Genomic DNA, 19,024 nt, shown 5'->3' on the forward strand with positions numbered 1-19,024 from the left:
CATGGCCGAGAGCTCGGAATCGGTGGACAACTCATCCACTTCGCCCGTCGGTGGAGAACTTCCGCCCGGCCGCGAACGTGTGAGCGCGGATGCGGCGGCACGCGGTGTCGACATCCGCATCGTCGAGCGCCCGGCCGCCCGCAGCCTGCAGGAGGCGGCGTCTCTGCTCGGTCTGCAGCCGTCGGACATCGTCAAGACGCTGGTCGTCAAGCGCAGCGACGACACGTTCGTGTTCGCGCTGGTGCCCGGCGGCCGCAAGATCGCCTGGCCGAAACTGCGCGGCGTCCTCGGCGTCAACAAGCTGCAGCTGCCGGACGCGTCGGTCGCCCTCTCCGCCACCGGCTACGAGCGCGGCACCATCACCCCCTTCGGCAGCACGACCGCATGGCCCGTCGTCGCCGACGCGACCATCCCGGGACGGACGGTCTCGATGGGCGCTGGCGAGCACGGCTACTCGCTCTTCGTCGACGCCGACGCCCTCATCGCCGCCTACGGCGCCACCGTCGCCGACATCACCGACCCCGAATAAGCGTCTAGTTGACGCAACACGCCTCGCGCGCTTGTCTTCACGCGGCGTGTTGCGTCAACCAGACGGAGGGACTGTGGAGAGTCACCGGCGCAGTGGGTGCGGAGGTGGCAGGGTGGCCGGATGCACGACGCGCGACTCGGCGACAACTTCCACACGACGACGGCCCAGCGATTGGGCGTATCGCGCCAGCGGCTCCGCCGAGCGGACCTGGTGGCGCCGCACTTCGGCGTGCGCGCCACGCACACGGCTGACGACCTCGTAGGCCGTTGCCATGCATTCCTCCCCGCGATGTCCTCACGGATGGCGTTCAGCCATGCGACCGCCGCGCTGATTCACGGCCTGCCGTTACCACCGAGACTCGCCCGTGACCCGACACTGCACGTGTCCTCCCTGGCCCCGACACGCGCTTCACGCCACACAGGAGTTCGTGGGCACCAGATCCGCCTCCGTCTGGACGAGATCGACGTCGTGGCCGGACTACCCGTGGTGGGGCCGATCGAAACATGGTGCCAGCTCGCCGGGGCGCTCGATGAGGCCGACCTCACCGTGTGCGGCGATGCCCTCGTCCGTCGGAAGTCGCCACTGACGACCATCGCAGAGATGGAACGCGCGGTTCAGCGGTGCGTCGACAGGCCGGGTGTACCGGTCCTCCGTGGTGCGATGGGCCGGGTTCGGCCGAATACCGACTCGCCGATGGAGACGGTGATCCGTCTGGCCCTGGTCGACGCCGGGCTCCCAGAACCGCTGGTGAACTACGGCATAGCGGACAGTGGGGGCCGTATCGTCGCGCACGGTGATCTCGTCTATCCGGAAGCGCGCGTGGTGGTGGAGTACGACGGCGACCATCACCGGACGGAGGATCGCCAATACTTCATCGACATCGATCGGCTGTGGCGGATCCAATCCCTCGGATGGACCGTGGTGCGCATCAACCGGACGCACCTCGCCGACGGCGCTGCCGAGGCCGTCAGCCGCACACGTTTCGCCCTGCGCTGTGGTTGACGCGACACGCCGTCGCGGCACTCCGCCGTGCGGCGTGTTGCGTCAACTAGACGGCTACGGGAGGGCGCAGGTGTCGCCGTCGCAGACGGCGGCGGCGGCGCCGAGCGGGATGAGGGACGGGCGCGGAGCGGGCGCGGCGGCGTCCGGCGCCGCAGGCGTGGCGGCGGCGGCAGCCTCGGCGGCGGTCACGCGGTCACCGCGGCGCGCTCGGTCCAGACCTGCTCGAGGACCTGGGCGAACGTCTGCGCGTCCTGGGCGCCGGAGACGCCGTACTTGCCGTCGATCACGAAGAAGGGGACGCCGTTGATGCCGTACTCGGCCGCGGTCTCCTGGTCGGCGCGCACATCCGAGAGGTACTGCGACGACTCGAGGGCCGCCACCGCCTCCGCGCGGTCGAGCCCGACCTCGGCGGCGAGGTCGGCGAGGTCCTCGATGCGGCCGACGTGCCGGCCCTCGACGAAGTAGGCGCGGAACAGACGCTCCGAGAGCTCGAGCTGCTTGCCGTGCGCCTTCGCGAAGTGCAGGAGCTCGTGGGCCTTCACCGTGTTGGTGTGCTGGAGGTTGTCGTAGTCGTACTCGAGGCCGACCGACGACGCGATGCCGGTCACGCGCTCCAGCATCTGCTCGACCTGCGCGGCCGGGATGCCCTTGTGGCCCGCGAGGAAGTCGATCTCGCTGCCGTCGAAGTCGACCGGGGTGTCCGGCGACAGCTCGAACGAGTGGTACTCGACCTCGACGTCGCGGCCCTCACCGGCGCCGGAGAACAGTCCGCTGCCCGCCTCGAACTTGCGCTTGCCGATGTAGCACCACGGGCACGCGATGTCGGACCAGATGTCGATCTTGATGGGTTCGCTCACGTGAAGGCCAACATCCTGCACGACTGCAGTTATTCCGGCACCGACGAAGCCGTCGGAGCGTCCACCGCTCCCCCGAACCGGCGGCTGCGTCCCAGGTACAGGGAGATCGCATCCCACAGGTCGGTCCGGCTGAAGTCGGGCCACAGGGTGTCGAGGAACACCATCTCGGCGTAGGCGCTCTGCCAGAGCAGGAAGTTGCTGGTCCGCTGCTCCCCCGAGCTGCGCACGAACAGGTCGACATCGGGCATGTCCGGGAGGTACAGGTGCCGCTGGATGGTCTTCTCGCTCACCGCGGACGGCCGCAGCCGACCCGCCGCGACATCCTCGGCGATGGTCCGCACCGCATCCGCGATCTCGGTGCGCCCGCCGTAGTTGACGCACATGGTCAGCGTGAGCACGTCGTTGCCGGCCGTGAGCTGCTCGGCGTACTGCAGCTCCTTGATGACCGACGACCAGAGCCGCGGCTTGCGCCCGGCCCACCGCACCCGCACGCCCCACTCGTTGAGCTGGTCGCGCCTGCGGTGCAGGACCTCGCGGTTGAACCCCATGAGGAAGCGCACCTCGTCCGGCGACCGCTTCCAGTTCTCGGTCGAGAACGCGTAGACGCTGAGGTGCTTCACTCCCGCCTGGATGGCGCCCGCCACGACGTCGAGCAGCGCGGCTTCGCCCGCTCGGTGGCCCTCGATGCGGGTCAGGCCCTGCCGGTTGGCCCAGCGGCCGTTGCCGTCCATGACGATGGCCACGTGCGAGGGCACGCTGCCTGCCGGGTACGCGGGCGGGTACACCCCGGTCCAGTCGAGCGGGCGGTACTCCACCGCATCCTTGTGCGTGTACGGCTTCGGACTCATCCACTCGCCTTCGTGTCGTGCTGGACGTGCTGCAGGGAGCGCAGGCCGCGCTCCAGGTGCCACTGCGTGTAGGCGGCGACGACGCCGTTGGCGCGGTTGCGCGTGGTCTCGGACGCCGCCTCGGCCGTGTCCCAGTCGCCGGTGAGCAGCGCGCCGAGCACTGCGATGGTGTCGGCGTCGACCTTCGGGGCGCCCTGCGGCGCGCAGTCGGCGCAGACCACGCCACCGAGCTGCACCACGACGGCGGTGTGCGGGCCGGGCGCGCCGCAGCGTGAGCAGTCCTGGAAGCTCGGCGCCCATCCGGCGAGGGACAGCGCGCGCAGCAGGTAGGAGTCGAGCGTCAGCCCCGGGCCGTGCTCGCGCCGGGAGAGCGACCGCAGCGCGCCGACCAGGAGGAGGTACTGCTGCAGGGACGCCTCGGCGTCGGTCAGCCGGTCGGCCGTCTCGACCATCGCGTTGGCCGCGGTGTAGCTGGCGTAGTCGTCGGCGATGAGTGCGCCGTACGCACCGAGCGTCTCGGCCTGCGTGATGACGTCGAGCGACCGGCCCTCGTAGAGCTGCACGTCGGCGACCATGAACGGCTCGAGCCGCGACCCGAAGCGGGACGCCGTGCGCCGCACGCCCTTCGCCACCGCACGGATCTTGCCGTGCTGCCGGCTGAGCATGGTGACGATGCGGTCGGCTTCGCCCAGCTTGTGGGTGCGGAGCACGACGGCTTCATCACGATAAGTCGGCACACTCGATTATCCCGCTTTGGGCTGACAAACTGGCGGATGCCGAAGTGATACACATAGGTGGTGAGCAGCACGACCGTCCTGGCCATCCCGCTGTGGGGCGACCTCCTCGCCGTCGGCATCGGCAGCCTCCAGGGCGCGATGTTCGCGGCCGGCTTCCGCGACCGGCGGCTCGACCTCCTCGGCGTCGCGATCATCGGCGTCGCGACCGGCGTCGGCGGCGGCCTGCTCCGCGACATCCTGCTCAACGTCACGCCGGTGGCGCTGCAGTCGAACTGGTACCTCCCGAGCACGGTCGTCGCCGCCCTGCTCGGGATGCTGCTGATCCGCCTGTTCCGGAGGCTGGACCCGCTCATCACCTTCCTGGACGCGCTCACGATCGGCCTGTTCGGGGCGATCGGCGCGAGCAAGGCGCTGGCACTCGGGCTGCCGGAGGTGCCGGCGGTGTTCGTCGGCGTCGTCTCGGCGGTCGGCGGCTCGATCCTCCGCGACATGCTGCTGAACCTGCCGATCGCGCTCATGCACGTCGGCTCGCTCTATGCCGTGGCGGCCGGCGCGGGCACGATCGTGCTGGTCGTCATGATCGACCTCGGCGTCCCGCTGACCGTCGCGGCGATCGTCTGCGTCGTCGTGACGACGGTCATCCGCCTGCTCGCGGTCCGCTTCGGCTGGAGCCTCCCCGAGCAGCGAGAGCTCGGACGCATCCCGCGCATGCGCTGGCCGCGGTTCGCCCGCCGGCAGAGCGCGGCGCAGACCGCCGAGCGCACCGAGACCGGCGCCATCCCGCGCTACCGCATCGACAAGGGCGAGTAGCGCGGGACGGCGGACCGGCTACGCCGAGACCAGCTCGTCGGCCGTGTGCCCGGCGGAGGTGCGCACCGCGCGGTTGACCGCCGAGACGACCGCCTTGAAGGACGCGGTGGTCGTGTCCGCGTCGATGCCGACGCCCCAGCGGCGCTGGCCGTCCACATCCACCTCGACGTACGCGGCCGCCAGCGCGGACTCGCTCGCCGACAGCGTGTGCTGCGAATAGTCGTACAGGTGGGCGTCGACGCCGTGCTGGTGCAGGATGTCGAAGAACGCCGCGATCGGCCCGTTGCCCTCGCCGGTGGCCTTCGAGACGGTGTCCCCGTCGCGCAGCGTCACCGTGAGGACGACGTGCTCGCCCGTCTCGTTCGACGTCGTCGTGGCGCCCAGCTCGAAGCGTCCCCACTTGGCGTCCGGGTCGGACGCGGGAGCCGGCAGGTACTCGTCCTGGAAGATGTCCCAGATCTGGCCGCTGGTGACTTCGCCGCCCTCGGCTTCCGTCTTCGCCTGCACGACGCCCGAGAACTCGATCTGCAGCTTGCGGGGCAGGTCGAGCGCGTGGTCCGTCTTCAGCAGGTACGCGACGCCGCCCTTGCCGGACTGCGAGTTGACGCGGATGACCGCCTCGTAGGAGCGACCCAGGTCCTTCGGGTCGACCGGCAGGTAGGGCACCGCCCAGACCAGGTCGTCGACCGTCACGCCCTCGCGTTCGGCCCGCGCCTCCATGGCCTCGAAGCCCTTCTTGATGGCGTCCTGGTGCGAGCCGCTGAACGCGGTGAAGACCAGGTCGCCGCCCCACGGGCTGCGCTCGCCGACGGGCAGCTGGTTGCAGTGCTCGACCGTGCGCTTGATCTGGTCGATGTCGCTGAAGTCGATCTGCGGGTCGATGCCCTGCGTGAACAGGTTGACGCCCAGCGTGACCAGGTCGACGTTACCGGTGCGCTCGCCGTTCCCGAACAGGCAGCCCTCGATGCGGTCGGCGCCGGCCATGTAGCCCAGCTCCGCGGCGGCGACGGCGGTGCCGCGGTCGTTGTGCGGGTGCAGCGACAGGATGACGTTCTCGCGGTGGTTCAGGTGGCGCGACATCCACTCGATCGAGTCGGCGTAGACGTTGGGCGTCGCCATCTCGACCGTCGCGGGCAGGTTGATGATGACCTTGCGCTCGGGGGTGGGCTCGAAGATCTCCAGCACCTGGTTGCAGATGTCGGCGGCGAACTCCAGCTCGGTGCCGGTGTACGACTCGGGCGAGTACTCGTAGTAGATCGTCGTGCCGGGGACCAGCGACTCGAACTGGCGGCACAGCCGCGCGCCGCTCAGCGCGATGTCGATGATGCCCTGCTGGTCGGTGCGGAACACCACATCCCGCTGCAGGATGCTCGTCGAGTTGTACAGGTGCACGATCGCCTGCTTGGCGCCGACCAGCGACTCGTAGGTGCGCTTGATCAGGTGCTCGCGCGACTGGGTCAGGACCTGGATGGTGACGTCGTCCGGGATGGCGTCCTCTTCGATCAGGCTGCGGACGAAGTCGAAGTCGGTCTGGCTGGCCGACGGGAAGCCGACCTCGATCTCCTTGTAGCCCATCCGGACCAGCAGGTCGAACATGATGCGCTTGCGCTCGGGGCTCATCGGGTCGATGAGGGCCTGGTTGCCGTCGCGCAGATCGACCGCGCACCAGCGAGGCGCCTGCGTGATGTGCTGGGACGGCCAGGTGCGGTCCGGCAGGTCGACGCGGATCTGCTCGTGGAACGGCCGGTATTTGTGGATCGGCATGGCGCTCGGCGCCTGTGTGTTCTTCATGGTCTTCTCGAATCCTTCACTCGTGTGCTGGGGAGAGCCGACGACGAACTCCGCGACGAGTGAGGCCCGGGATTAGTACTCGTCGCGGCAGCTAAGAAGGAGCAGACCGTACACAGCGCTTACGTTACCACGCGCGGTGGAGCTCAGGCGCGTCCCCGCAGGAACGACGCGGTCTGCCGCACGGACAGGCCGGGGAGGTACGCGCGGGCCAGCGCGATGCCGATCGCGGGCAGCGCCACCGGGTCCGGGTAGGCCATGATCAGCGGGTGCAGCTCCGGCTGGAACTTCTGCTTGAACTTGAGCAGCGATCGGAAGCCGTACACCGGCTCGAGCGACGAGCTCAGGTAGCCGAGAACGCGGTCCATGGTGTCCTTCTCGTCCTCGGGTGTCGCCGCCGTATGCGCGAGGGGCGCGGCCGACAGCGACATGAACTCGATGCCGTCCTCCTTCATCCGCGTCGCGGCCTCGGCGATGAGGAACTCCATCACTCCGTTGATGCTGTCGGGGCGGCGGCGCATGAAGTCGAGCGTCCACCCGACGACGATGCCGTTGCGATAGGTGGGGAGCCAGCTCGTCACGGCCTCGATGCGACGGCCGTGCTCGTCGCCCTCCCCCTCGGCGACGGCGAGCATGAGCCGCACCTCCGGATCGCGCAGCTCGTCGATCCCGCCGAGCGTGAAGCCCATCTCGGGAAGGTCCTTCTCGGCGACCCACTGCTCCGAGATGTCGGAGAGCTGCAGCGCGTCGGCCAGCGACAGCGCGCTGTACGACGTCCACTCGGCCCGGATCCCGGCCCGCTGCGCCCGGTTGATGGACGACCGCACGTCCTGCCACTTCTTACCCGTCGTCGCCCAGAGTTGCGGCCGGATGACGGTCTCCTCCGCCACGGTCATGGTCGACCAGCCGAGCCGCTCGAACAGGCCGTGATAGCGGGATTCGACGCTGTAGAAGACCGGGATCCACCCGTTGTCGTCGCAGAAGCGCGCGAAGCCCTGGATGGCGCCGTCGTGCGGCGTCGGCGCGCCGAACGGGCCGCCCGTGGTGAGGGCGACGCGTCCCTCGACGCGGTATGCGATCGCTCCCCCGCCGACCGGGTCGAACCAGTAGGAGTTGCCCGGCCAGGTCGCCATGAACGAGATGGCGTCGCCGCCGCCCAGGTGCAGCAGGCGGCGGACGCGCGCGGAGTCGTCGGTGCCGCGTCGGAGGCCCCTTCCGAGCATCGGCGGGAGGGCGCCGATGATGGCGACCAGCCAGAACACGGTTCCGATGTTGTGGTAGACGATGGTCGCGAGCGGGGTGGTCGGCAGGTACTGCAGCGGTTCGCGTCGCAGGAAGCTGACCGGGACGAACCGTTCCAGCACGTCGGCGAGCAGGTCGCTCACATCCACCGGCCGGGTGAAACCCGTGTCCTTCTGCAGCCAGCCGACGAGCACGTAGAGCACGATCAGCCCGAGACCCGTGGACACGACCAGCACGATGTAGCGCCGCACCGAGCGAGCTGAGGGCATCACGGTGAAGTGCCGGCGGAAGATCACGAGAAGGATGGCCATCGCCAGCGGCACGAGCGTCGACAACGCCAGGATGGCCGTGACCTCCCAGTAACGCGGCGAGACGGACGGCCGTGCCGACGCGATCGGCAGGATGCCGTAGTACAGCGCGGAAAGTAGCGCCAGCAGGGCGTTCACCGCGACCGCCAACCAGAGCGCAAACCGTCGCCCGCGCAGCAGGCCGTAAGCGGCGACGAGCAGGAGGAGCAGCGGCAGGACCGACAGCAGCACGGGTCCGAGGCCGTTGATCCGCTCGAGGGTGAGGTCGCGCACGCAGTCGCGGGTCACCGCGAACGCCTGGCAGCGCTCGACGACCGACGTGGCGCTCGGCGCCTCGTTGCTGAACAGCAGACCGACTGGCGACAGCAGGCCGTACCGAGTCGAATTGAGCAGGCCGATCACCGGCCCCAGCGCACTGATCGTCACCGCGGACGCGAGGAGCACCCGGACCTCGTGGTGGGAGCTGCGGAGCCAGCCGGCCGCGATCTTCCGCTGCCGCAGCAACGGGCCGAGCGCGAGGCCGGCGAGCACCGCGAGGAGGCGGTAGAGGTCGGACGGGAGGCCGGAGTACAGCAGGTACATGATGGCCACGAGCAGGGTGACGACCCGGATGCGGCGGCGCCACAGCGTCCCGGCGAACGCGGACGCCGTCATGATCGTGCCGCCGATGGCGGTGAAGGCGTCGAGCACGAGCAGGCCATGCACGTTCCGGGCCCACAGCTCGCCGATGTCGTTGGCGAGCACCTGCACGGTGACTCCGACGACGATGCCGACCGCCGCGGTGCCGAAGAACGCAAGCGCGGTGCGCCAGGTTCCCATCAGGCGCTCGGATGCGCCCACCAGCACCACGGTCAGCACCAGGACGACGATCAGCTCGAGCAGGTCTTCGGTGAACAGGACGGCCGTGAACGGCGCCCACCAGTGACCGTCGAGGAGCTGGACGGCGCCCGCGCCCAGCCAGCCGCGCAGCGGGCGGTGCGGTCCGCGCAGCGGCCCCGTCGCCAAAGCGAGCACGAGGATCAGCAGCGCGACCCCGGTGGTGAAGGGATGGGACGCGACCAGCCGGCCGAGACGCCCGAGCAGTGCCTTCGGTCTCACGACCCGAGGCCCATCTGCGCTGCGATGGCGGGGAAGCCGTGCGCGAGCACGTACCGCACGGTCTTCCAGTCGTGCGCGGTCCCCGGCGAGGTCAGCAGCTCGGCGTGGATGCCGGCCTTCTGAGCATTCTGGTACAGCGTGCGGGCGAACGCCGAGTACTTGGCGTCGTTCTGCCCGGAGCCGAACACCATCACGGTGTCCCGATACGGTGCGTTGGCTTTCATCTGCGCCGCCGGCTGCGCCTTCTCGTACGCGGCCTTCGACCCCCCGAATCCCGTCGCGATGGTGAGCTCCTCATTCCCCAGCGTCGGCCCCAGCTCGCTCGAGGACGCGAGCGCGGACCCGAACAGGTCCGGGCGCTCCGCCGCGAACTGCACGGCGCACGTGGCGCCCTGCGAGTAGCCGAACACTCCCCATCCTGCCGGATCGCCGCTCACCCGGAGGTTCGAACGCACCCAGTTGCGCACATCCGCGAGCAGATACGTCGCGGAGTTGCCGTAGTCGCGCGAGTCGACGCACATGGGATTGCGGCCGGGGCCGCCGAGCTGGTCGGCGGCGACGACGATCGGCGCGTACCCGCCGTGCGTCTTCGCGAAGGCGTCCATCGTCGTCGCGACGTCGCCGGCGGTGAACACGTCGGCGGGGGCGCCCGGCTGGCCGGAGAGCGCGTACAGCACCGGCAGCGCGGGCGGATGCGCGGTGAGCGCGATCGGCGGGAGGTAGACGACCGCCTCGCGCGCCGGGAAGCGCGACTCGGTGGCCGGGATGCGGACCTTCCCGACCTCGCCCTTGGCGGGAACCGCGGGCGGGTCGCCGGCCGGGTCGGCGACGGTCGCCTTCCAGTCGGTGCCGGCGACGACCTCGCCGCGCTCGGCGTGCAGGTCGAGCGCCTTGTACGGGATGACTCCGAGCGCGTCGTTCAGGTTGCGGTAGGCGCCGAAGTCGGCGTTGATGCCGCAGAACGCCGCCGCGACGAAGACGGGGATGCTGATCACGGCGATGACCTTGCGCCACCAGCGGGAGCGGAACAGGTTCGCGATGGCGAGGCTCACACCGCCGAACCCGAGCGCCGTCCACAGGGTCGTCACCGGGGTGAGCGCCACACCGAACACGTCGAGCACATCGGTGAACAGCCACACCACGAACCATCCCGCCAGGCCGCCCAGGAGTGCGGCGGTGAGCCCGGCGAGTGTGCGCTTCCAGGTGGGGCGGATGAGCAGGTACAGCGCGAGAGCGGCGGCGAGGACATCGAGCGCGATGAGGAACGGCGGTTTGTCGATCCTCAGGGTCAGGAGCCAGTTCAGGGGACGTTCCTCTTCTGTGCGGGCGATGCGGCGTCACGGTCGGTGCACGCGGCGGGCGGGACGCTCCATTATTCAGCGCCCAGTTCATCGATAGCTGAGGCTCTGTGAGAGTTCAGCCAACCTTCAGGGCGTGTCACTCGACGACGAGCGCCTGCACCGGCGACACGCGCGTGGCCCGGCGGGTCGGTGCGAGTGCGGCGAGGACGGCCAGTGCTGCGGCCGCGAGGATGATCGCGCCGAGGAACGGCCACGGCAGCACAGGGACGAGCAGCCCTCCGCCGGGGATCATCCCGAGCAGCGCCTGGGCGCCGATCCAGCCGTACACGGTGCCGAGAACGAGGCCCGTGGCCACCGAGGCCACGGTCAGCTGGGCGCTCTCGGCGAGGATCATCCGGCGCACCTGTGCCGCGCTGAAACCGAGCGCGCGGAGCAGCCCGAGTTCACGGGCCCGCTGCAGCACGCTCAGCGACAGGCTGTTGACGACCCCGCAGGCCGCGATGACCGCCGAGAAGCCGACCAGCACCGTGAAGACGGCGAGGACGCCGCCGATCACGCTCTCGGCGCCCTCGTACATCCCCGGCTCCTTCGCGGCGGCCGACCGGATCAGCTGAAGCCACGTGGAGGCGGCCACGACGAACATGGTGATGAGGGTCACGCCGATGACGAGGCCGATCGCGGTGCGGGAGCTGCGCTCGGGGTTGCGGACGGCGTTCGCCGCCGCGAGCCGTCCGGCGGCGCCGCGGCCGAGCAGCAGTCCCACGCCGCGCAGCACCGCCGGCAGGAAGAAGGGCGCGGCCAGCACGATCCCCGTGAAGGAGAGGATGCCCCCGGGCAGCGCCACGAGCACGCCGTACGACGACAGGTCGGCGAGCGGTCCGCCGACGCGGACGAGGACGCCCAGGCCGAGCAGCAGCCCGAGCGCGAGGAGCGCGGCGCCGGCGAAGACGAGCAGGAGGGAGACCACCAGCCGGCCGCGGCTGCGCACGACGCGCGACGGTCGTTCCTCGGCGGCGCCCAGCGCCTGCACCGGGGTGACCGCGAGGACACGTCGGCTGCCGATCCACGACGCCAGCCACGTGGTCAGGGCGACCACCACGGCGGGGCCGAGCATGGTGGCGCTGAGGACCGGGTAGAGCGCGTCCGGCAGGATGCCGACGGCGACGAGCGCCCGCACCGCGACCAGGGAGAGGACGGCTGCCGCCGCTCCCCCGATCACCGCTCCGATCACCCCGACCGCGAGTCCCTCCGACGCGACCGACCGGCGCTGAGTGCGGGCGCTGGAGCCGATGAGGCGCAGCAGCGCGATGGTCCGCGTCCGGCCGGCGATCACGGTGGCGAAGGTGTTGGTGGTCACAATGGCGCCGACGTAGACGGCAACCACGAAGAAGAGGCCGGCAACGATCGCCAAGGCGATCTGGACGCTGCCGTGCTCGCCCATCCTCGACGCCCCGATGTAGGCGCCGAGCACGTTGACGCCGCCCACGAGGGCGACGCCGAACGCCGAGCTCAGCGCAGCGACGAGGATGCCCGCCCGGTGATCGCGGGCGTTCGCGCGGAACGCGGAGAACGGGCGGCTCACGCGCGCGCCTCCATCCCGAGCATGAAGGACGAGATCTCCTCGGGCGTCGACTGCGGACGCTCGGCGACCACCCGGCCGTCCGCCAGGAAGACGATGTGGTCCGCGTAGCTCGCGGCGATCGGGTCGTGGGTGACCATGGCGATGCTCTGGCCGAAGGTGCGTGCCGCATCCTGGAGCACGCCCAGGACCTCGCGCCCGGTTCGCGAGTCGAGGTTGCCGGTCGGCTCGTCGGCGAACACCAGGTCGGGCCTGGTGGCGAGCGCGCGGACGATGGCCGCACGCTGCTGCTGGCCTCCGGACAGTTCGTGCGGACGGTGGGTGAGCCGGTCGCGCAGGCCGAGCGTGTCGACCAGGTGGTCGATCCACTCGTTCTGGACGCGGGTCGGGCGACGCCCGTCGAGCTCGAACGGGAGCAGGATGTTGCCCCGCACGTCGAGGGTCGGGACGAGGTTGAACGATTGGAAGACGAAGCCGACCCGGCGGCGGCGCAGCAGTGTGAGCTCCGCGTCCCCGAGGCGCGTGATCTCGGTGTCGCCCAGGAAGACGCGCCCGCTGGTGACGGAATCGAGCCCCGCCATGACGTGCATCAGCGTCGACTTGCCGGAGCCGCTCGGCCCCATGATCGCGGTGAACCGGCCGGCAGGGATGCCGACAGTGACGCCGTCGAGGGCGTTGACGCGTCCCGCGCCCGTGCCGTAGGTCTTCGTGGCCGCTTCGACGCGCGCCACCGTTTCGGTGAGAGTCAGCTCCATGTCTTCGACGCTACGGAGGCGGGGACGCGGCCGGATCGGGCGACGGGCCGATTCTGTGTCCTTCCTGAGGATGACGTGCGGTGCCCGTGGATCGCCAGGGTCGCCACTGCGGGGCGCCGGTGAGGAGCAGCGAGGCCGGGGTCAGATGCACGAGCAGCGCGAGAACCCACGGCACCGACAGGGCGGTGGCGAATACGAGCGCGGACGGTTCGGCGCCGCTGACACGCCACGCCTGGATGACGACCGCGTGGGTGAGGACGACCAGCAGCGACGGCACCGCCAGCCTCGACACCGCCCGGCTGATACGCCCGCCCACCCGCGCGAACACCCGCTCGGCCACCAGCACCAGCCCGGCGCAGATCGCGAGGGAGACGGCCACGGTCACCACGGGCATCCCCGTGTCCGCCTTCTTGAGGTCGACCGGAGAGACCAGCCTCGTCGCGACCACGGCGAGCCCGATGACCGCGAGGAGCACGCCCGTGCCCGTCGGGTACGGGATGCGATCCCGACAGTGCGCCAACAGCCGGCCGCCCAGAACGAACACGAGGCACGCCACGGCGGTGCCGGCCGACAGGGGCACCTCCTGCAACGGGAGCCTGAACACCCACAGCGAGACGAGTGCTGCAACCGGCACGGACCATTGCAGCCACAGGGGAAGGCGCTCGACCACCCGGGTGAGCACGGCGGCCACGAACAGGGCGGTGACGAACCAGAACGCCGCGAACTGCCCGCCCAGCGCGGTTCCGCCCCAGACGGCGCTCGCGACCGGGAACGACACCTGACCGCGCAGGAGCAGGTCGCCGACCAGCGGGGACATCACGATCACCAGCCACGCGACGTACGGCATCAGCAGACTTCGTGCACGCCGCCGCACCTCGTCGAGGAGGCCGCGGCCCGCCCGCCACAAATACCCTGTCAAAACGAAGAACAGGGGCACGTGCCAAGCGAACAGGACGTCGCGCAGCGGATCCGCGCCGAAGACGTGCGTGTAGACGACGGCCGTCACGCCGAGGACCCGCAGGGCGTCTACCCCGCTGACCGGGGTCCGGCCATCCGCCGCTCCGTCCGTCGCGCGAGCCCGCGCGTGCGAGCCGCGCCGACGACGAGCCGGGTGACCCGTCACTGGTACAGACGGAGGGAGGGTCGGGTTCGTGATCCCGACCGGCGGGCTATGAAAGTGTTGCGCGCTATTCGGCCGCGGTGAGCCCGTGCTCGAAGGCGTAGACGACCATCTGCACGCGGTCGCGCAGGCCGAGCTTCGCCAGAATGCGCGAGATATGCGTCTTGACGGTCGCCTCGCTGAGGAACTCGGATCCCGCGATCTCGGCGTTGCTCAGGCCGCGCGCGGCGAGCACGAAGATCTCGCGCTCGCGCGAGGTGAGCGACTCGAACTCGGGCGGGGTCTGCCGCACGGGCTGCGCCGCGGAGAAGTACTCGAACAGCTCCCGTGTGGCGCCCGCCGCGATGACCGCGCTGCCCGCGTGGACCGTGCGGATCGCGGCGAGCAGGAACTCCGGTTCCGCGTCCTTGAGCACGAACCCGCTGGCCCCGCCCCGGATGGCGCGGGCGGCGGCCTCGTCGAGGTCGAACGTCGTCAGCACCACGATTCGGGGCGGCGTGCGCCCGGCGCGCTCGGCGTCGGCGATGATCGCGCTCGTCGCGGCGATGCCGTCCATGACCGGCATCCGGATGTCCATCAGCACGACGTCGGGTCTGGTCTCGGCGGCGACCCGGACGCCCTCCTGCCCATTGCCCGCCTCGCCGGCGAACTCGAGGTCGTCCTGCGAGCCGAGCAGCATCCGCACGCCGGCTCGGAAAAGCGGCTGGTCGTCGACGAGCAGCACCCGGATGCGATCACCCGTCTGGACGGCGGCCCCGCTCACGCCGCCGCTCCCACAGGAGCGCCCGGCAGGAACGCGGAGACGACGAACTCCCCATCGACCGGGCCCGCGCTCAACGAGCCGCCCGCGAGGGACGCGCGCTCGCGCATTCCGGGCATGCCGTGGCCGATGCGCGGCACCGCACCGGTGCCGACGGGCCCGGTGGACGTGGACTCGATGGGACTTCTCATGGTGTTCCTCACGGTGATGACGAGGCCGGGCGGACGGCCGCCCGGTCCGGGGCCGCCGGTGGCGGGCTCCTCGACGAGAACGACGCTCGCCGGACGGCTGGTGTCGCCGTGCCGGAGGGCGTTGGTCAGCGCCTCCTGGACGATGCGGTAGGCGGCGAGCTGCTGGGCGGAGCCGAGTCGATCGACGGCGCCGGTGCGTTCGAGCCGGACGTCGAGCCCGGCCGAGCGGATGTGCTCGACGGTCTGATCGAGGTCGGCCAGGGACGGCTGCGGGCCGTCGTGGGCGACGTGCGCCGGACCGTCGGGCAGACCGGCGCCGGTGGGGCCGGAGGCGCGCAGCTCGGCGAGCAGCACGCGCACATCCCCGAGCGCCGAGCGGGCGGTGGAGGCGATGGTCGCCAGGGCCTCGTCCACCGCATCGGGATCGGACTGCCGCGCGTACCGTGCGCCGTCCGCCTGCGCGATGACGACAGCCAGCGAGTGCGCGACGACGTCGTGCATGTCGCGGGCGATCCGCGTGCGCTCCTGCTCGACGACGACGTCCTCGACCGCCCGGTCGCGCACGAGCTCCGCCTCGTCGCGGGCGCGGCGTGCGGCGCGTGCGTTGCGCCAGGTGCGCACCAGCAGGCCGAGCACCCAGGACAGCCCCAAAACGGTGACACTCACCACGAAGAGGAACGCGAACTGCAGCGCGACGCTGGCGATCTGGCTGGAGAGCAGGTCGTAGTACCCCTGCGCCACCGCGGCCGTGACCGTCAGGTACAGCGCCGCCACGAACGCGCCGATGCCGGCCGAGATGAGTCCGGCGGCTCGCACCACGCGGTCGCCGTAGGCAGCGGTCGCGTAGAGCACGATGAGGACGCCCAGGTCGCTGACCAGGATGCTGTGCCCCGTCGTCATCTGCAGGACCGCGGCGAGCCACGCCAGGGAGAGCGCGACCGCCGGGGACATCCGCCGCAGCGCGACGGCCACGGCGAACACCGTGATCACGACGAACGCGGCGCGGTCCTGCTCCCCCACGACCAGGCAGAACACCTCGAAAAGGACGGCCCCCACGATGTCGACCGTGAGCTGGGTGCGCGTCAGCCGCCGCACCAGCTGGGCCCGGTCGGCGTCATCCTCCGCGGCCTCCGCTCCCCCGCTGGACGCCAGCCAGACGAGCACCGACGGCCCCTGCCCCCCGATGACCCCGCCGCCCGAGCCGCCCTGCGCCGCTCGCTGACGCGCCACGAGGAAGCCGAGCAGCCACGCCGCGACGAAGATGACCGCGAGCAGCAGGCTCATCAGCAGGAACCCGACGCCCTGGCTGGTGTAGTAGCCGCCGATCACCGGCCCGAACTGCGGGAACTTGAGGTCGCCGCGCACCGTGAACAGGTACGCCGTCGCCGGCGCGAGCAGGATCGCCGAGGCGAAGTCGAGCCAGCGCAGCACCCTCCCGCCGTGCGACGCGACCCCGACGAGCGCGACGACCACCGCGATGGCGGCGATGACCCGGAAGGCGCCAGGGAGCGAGGACTGCTCGGTCAGCTCCAGCAGCACCGCCACCCAGACCAGCCCGAGGGAGACACCGGGCAGCGTCCGGGACAGCGCCACCGCAGCGCAGTAGAACACCAGCGCCAGCGCGGCCGCCATGTCGAACGGCAGCCCCGTGACGAACCACGCCCCGAACAGCACGACGGCCAGCGCGGGCTCGAGCACCCAGCGGTGCGGCGCGAGCGCGCTCAGGAGCCGGCGGCGGGAGGACATGCTTCTACCGTACGGTCCCGCCAGCGCGGCCGCGGCGACTATCCGCAGGAATCATCCTCGGGATGTAGCCGGGCCCTGCCTGTGGAGGACGCCGGGGCTAGAACCCGAGCCGCCCCAGCTGCTTCGGGTCGCGCTGCCAGTCCTTCGCGACCTTCACGCGGATCGACAGGAACACGTGCCGCCCGAGCAGCTCCTCGATCGGCTTCCGTGCCGCCGCGCCGACGTCGCGGATGCGGCTGCCGCCCTTGCCGATCACGATCGCCTTCTGGCTGTCGCGCTCGACGAAGAGGTTCGCGTAGATGTCGACGAGGTCCTTGTCGTCGCGCTCCACCATGTCGTCGATGGTGACCGCGAGCGAGTGCGGCAACTCGTCCTCGACGCCCTCCAGCACCGCCTCGCGGATGAGCTCCGCGATCCGGTCCTCGAGGCCCTCGTCGGTGGTCGCCTCCTCCGGATACAGCGGAGCGGGCGACTCCGGCAGCAGCTTCATCAACTCGGTCGTCAGCGTGTCGAGCTGGATGGCGCTCGCCGCCGACACCGGGACGATGGCCTCCCACTCCCGCAGGGCCGACACGGCGAGCAGCTGCTCGGCGACCTGCGCCTTGCCCGCCGCATCCACCTTGGTGACGATCGCGATCTTCTTGGCGCGCGGGTAGTCGTCGAGCTGCTCGTTGATGAAGCGGTCGCCGGGGCCGATCTTCTCGTCTGCGGGCACGCAGAAGCCGATCACATCCACGTCGCCGAGGGTCGACTGCACGAGGGTGTTGAGCCGCTCCCCGAGCAAGGTGCGCGGACGGTGGATGCCCGGGGTGTCGACCAGGATGAGCTGGCCGTCCGGGCGGTGCATGATGCCGCGGATCGCGCGGCGCGTCGTCTGCGGCTTCGAGCTCGTGATGGCGACCTTCTCGCCGACGAGGGCGTTGGTCAGCGTCGACTTGCCCACGTTGGGGCGGCCGACGAAAGAGACGAATCCGGCGTGGTACTCGGTCACGAGCGGCTCTCCTGGGTGGTGTGGCGGTCGGAGCGGTGCTTGTCGGGGCGATCCTGGTCCGCGGGCATGGGGACATCGTCGCCGTGGGGCTCGGGCAACAGGGCGACATCCCGCTCGACCAGCACCGAGGCGACGTGCTTGTGCCGGCCCTCGATGCGGTCGACCGTGAAGCGGAGGCCGTGCACGGTGACGGTCGAGCCGACCTCCGGCAGCCGGCCCAGCGCCTTGGTGACGAGGCCGCCGACGCTGTCGACGTCCTCATCCTCGATCTCGAGGTCGAACAGCTCGCCCAGGTCGTCGATCGGCAGGCGCGTGGCGATGCGGTAGCGGCCCTCGCCCAGCGGCTGGATGAGCGCGACCTCGTGGTCGTACTCGTCCGAGATGTCGCCGACCAGCTCCTCGATGAGGTCCTCCAGCGTGACGAGGCCCGCGATGCCGCCGTACTCGTCCACCACCATCGCGAGGTGGTTGGACTCGCGCTGCATCTGGGCGAGGAGGGCGTCGGCCTTCTGGGACTCCGGCACGAACAGCGCGGGGCGCGCGAGGTCGCGCACGGTCAGCTCGTCGGCGCCCAGGGGACGCTCGAAGCTGAGCTTGGCCGCATCCCTCAGGTACAGGATGCCGACCACCTCGTCCGGGTCGCCGCCGTCGATCACCGGCATGCGCGAGACGCCGGTCGAGAAGAACAGGCCCATCGCGGTGCCGAGCGTCGCGGTGGAGTCGACCGTGATCATGTCGGTGCGCGGGATCATGACCTCGCGCACGACCGTTTCGTTGAACTCGAAGATCGAGTGGATGAGCTCGCGGTCGTCCTCCTCGAGCACATCGAACTCGGTCGCCTCGTCGACGATCGAGAGCAGCTGCTCCTCGCTCGTGACCGGCGCCGATCGGGCGCGGGACGGCGTGACCTTGTTGCCAAGCGCGACCAGGCCGCCCGGGATGGGTCCGAGGACGATGCGGATGAAGTGCACGAGCGGCGCGGCCAGTCGCAGCAGGAGGGTCGAGTTGGCACGGCCGACGCTGCGCGGGCTGACCCCCACCAGCACGAACGACACCGCGGTCATGATGATGGCGGCGAGGATCAGGGAGATCCACCACTGCTCGAAGATCTGCTCGAACGCGAGCGTCACCAGCACGGCGGCGGTCGTCTCGGCCAGGAGTCGCGTGAAGTTGATCGCGTTGAGGTACGCGCCGGGGTCCTCCGAGATCGCCTGAAGGGACCTCTTCGCTCGGGAAGTCGTCGCCAGATCGGCGATATCCCCGCGGGATCGGACGGCCAGCGCGGCGTCGACCGCCGCCATGAGGCCGCCGAACGCGACCAGCAGGAACGCGGCGATGAAGAAAAGCGCCTGCAGCATCCCG

16 protein-coding genes are annotated in these 19,024 nt (G+C 70.6%); 3 read left to right on the top strand and 13 right to left on the bottom strand.

Annotated elements, in window-relative coordinates:
• Nucleotides 1-22 precede the first annotated feature (22 nt).
• Together A0130_02845 and A0130_02850 are read left to right on the top strand one after the other, a co-directional pair.
• On the top strand, nt 23-529 hold the full coding sequence (locus tag A0130_02845) for a hypothetical protein (GenBank protein ID ANF33264.1): 507 nt from the start codon (nt 23-25) through the stop codon (nt 527-529).
• A gap of 120 nt (nt 530-649) precedes the next feature.
• The gene (locus A0130_02850) at nt 650-1,531 is read left to right on the top strand and encodes a hypothetical protein (GenBank protein ID ANF30760.1); all 882 of its coding nucleotides are present in this window, start codon (nt 650-652) and stop codon (nt 1,529-1,531) included.
• A 185-nt stretch (nt 1,532-1,716) separates the two neighbouring features.
• Here A0130_02850 and A0130_02855 read toward each other — a convergent pair whose 3' ends face one another.
• The 3 genes from A0130_02855 to A0130_02865 are packed head-to-tail and all read right to left on the bottom strand — an operon-like array spanning nt 1,717 to nt 3,973.
• Nucleotides 1,717-2,388, bottom strand: coding sequence for a disulfide bond formation protein DsbA (locus tag A0130_02855; GenBank protein ID ANF30761.1), 672 nt, complete (start codon nt 2,386-2,388; stop codon nt 1,717-1,719).
• Nucleotides 2,389-2,417: 29 nt separating this feature from the next.
• Nucleotides 2,418-3,236, bottom strand: a complete 819-nt coding sequence (locus A0130_02860; GenBank protein ID ANF30762.1) for an isoprenyl transferase — start codon at nt 3,234-3,236, stop codon at nt 2,418-2,420.
• A complete protein-coding gene (locus tag A0130_02865) occupies nt 3,233-3,973 on the bottom strand; it encodes a DNA repair protein RecO (protein ID ANF30763.1) in 741 nt (246 codons plus the stop codon). The genes A0130_02860 and A0130_02865 overlap by 4 nt, the downstream gene beginning before the upstream one ends.
• A gap of 60 nt (nt 3,974-4,033) precedes the next feature.
• Here A0130_02865 and A0130_02870 point away from each other — a divergent pair, with 60 nt between their 5' ends.
• The gene (locus tag A0130_02870) at nt 4,034-4,783 is read left to right on the top strand and encodes a hypothetical protein (protein ID ANF33265.1); all 750 of its coding nucleotides are present in this window, start codon (nt 4,034-4,036) and stop codon (nt 4,781-4,783) included.
• A gap of 18 nt (nt 4,784-4,801) precedes the next feature.
• On the opposite strand, the gene A0130_02875 is transcribed toward A0130_02870, so the two are convergent.
• The 10 genes from A0130_02875 to A0130_02920 form a co-directional block, all read right to left on the bottom strand.
• Complete coding sequence (locus A0130_02875; GenBank protein ANF30764.1) at nt 4,802-6,574, bottom strand: 2-isopropylmalate synthase; 1,773 nt, start codon at nt 6,572-6,574, stop codon at nt 4,802-4,804.
• Between the two features lie 143 nt (nt 6,575-6,717).
• A complete protein-coding gene (locus A0130_02880; GenBank protein ID ANF30765.1) occupies nt 6,718-9,219 on the bottom strand; it encodes a hypothetical protein in 2,502 nt (833 codons plus the stop codon).
• On the bottom strand, nt 9,216-10,478 hold the full coding sequence (locus tag A0130_02885; GenBank protein ID ANF30766.1) for a hypothetical protein: 1,263 nt from the start codon (nt 10,476-10,478) through the stop codon (nt 9,216-9,218). Before A0130_02885 ends, A0130_02880 begins: the two co-directional genes overlap by 4 nt.
• 178 nt (nt 10,479-10,656) lie before the next feature.
• Nucleotides 10,657-12,102: an ABC transporter permease gene (locus A0130_02890; protein ID ANF30767.1), complete on the bottom strand. Its 1,446-nt coding sequence runs from the start codon at nt 12,100-12,102 to the stop codon at nt 10,657-10,659.
• Nucleotides 12,099-12,854 carry a peptide ABC transporter ATP-binding protein gene (locus A0130_02895; GenBank protein ID ANF30768.1) on the bottom strand — a complete coding sequence of 252 codons (756 nt, stop codon included), beginning with the start codon at nt 12,852-12,854 and terminating at the stop codon, nt 12,099-12,101. The genes A0130_02890 and A0130_02895 overlap by 4 nt, the downstream gene beginning before the upstream one ends.
• Before the next feature lie 10 nt (nt 12,855-12,864).
• Nucleotides 12,865-13,860, bottom strand: coding sequence for a hypothetical protein (locus A0130_02900; GenBank protein ID ANF30769.1), 996 nt, complete (start codon nt 13,858-13,860; stop codon nt 12,865-12,867).
• Nucleotides 13,861-14,041: 181 nt separating this feature from the next.
• Nucleotides 14,042-14,737, bottom strand: coding sequence for a DNA-binding response regulator (locus A0130_02905; GenBank protein ANF30770.1), 696 nt, complete (start codon nt 14,735-14,737; stop codon nt 14,042-14,044).
• Nucleotides 14,734-16,671: a two-component sensor histidine kinase gene (locus tag A0130_02910; protein ANF30771.1), complete on the bottom strand. Its 1,938-nt coding sequence runs from the start codon at nt 16,669-16,671 to the stop codon at nt 14,734-14,736. Before A0130_02910 ends, A0130_02905 begins: the two co-directional genes overlap by 4 nt.
• Before the next feature lie 97 nt (nt 16,672-16,768).
• Entirely contained in the window at nt 16,769-17,662 is an 894-nt protein-coding gene (locus A0130_02915; GenBank protein ANF30772.1) for a GTPase Era, read from the bottom strand.
• The gene (locus A0130_02920) at nt 17,659-19,020 is read right to left on the bottom strand and encodes a hemolysin (GenBank protein ID ANF30773.1); all 1,362 of its coding nucleotides are present in this window, start codon (nt 19,018-19,020) and stop codon (nt 17,659-17,661) included. The genes A0130_02915 and A0130_02920 overlap by 4 nt, the downstream gene beginning before the upstream one ends.
• Between the last annotated feature and the right edge of the window lie 4 nt (nt 19,021-19,024).

This window comes from Leifsonia xyli (assembly GCA_001647635.1).
In the GTDB taxonomy this organism is placed as follows: domain Bacteria; phylum Actinomycetota; class Actinomycetes; order Actinomycetales; family Microbacteriaceae; genus Leifsonia; species Leifsonia xyli_A.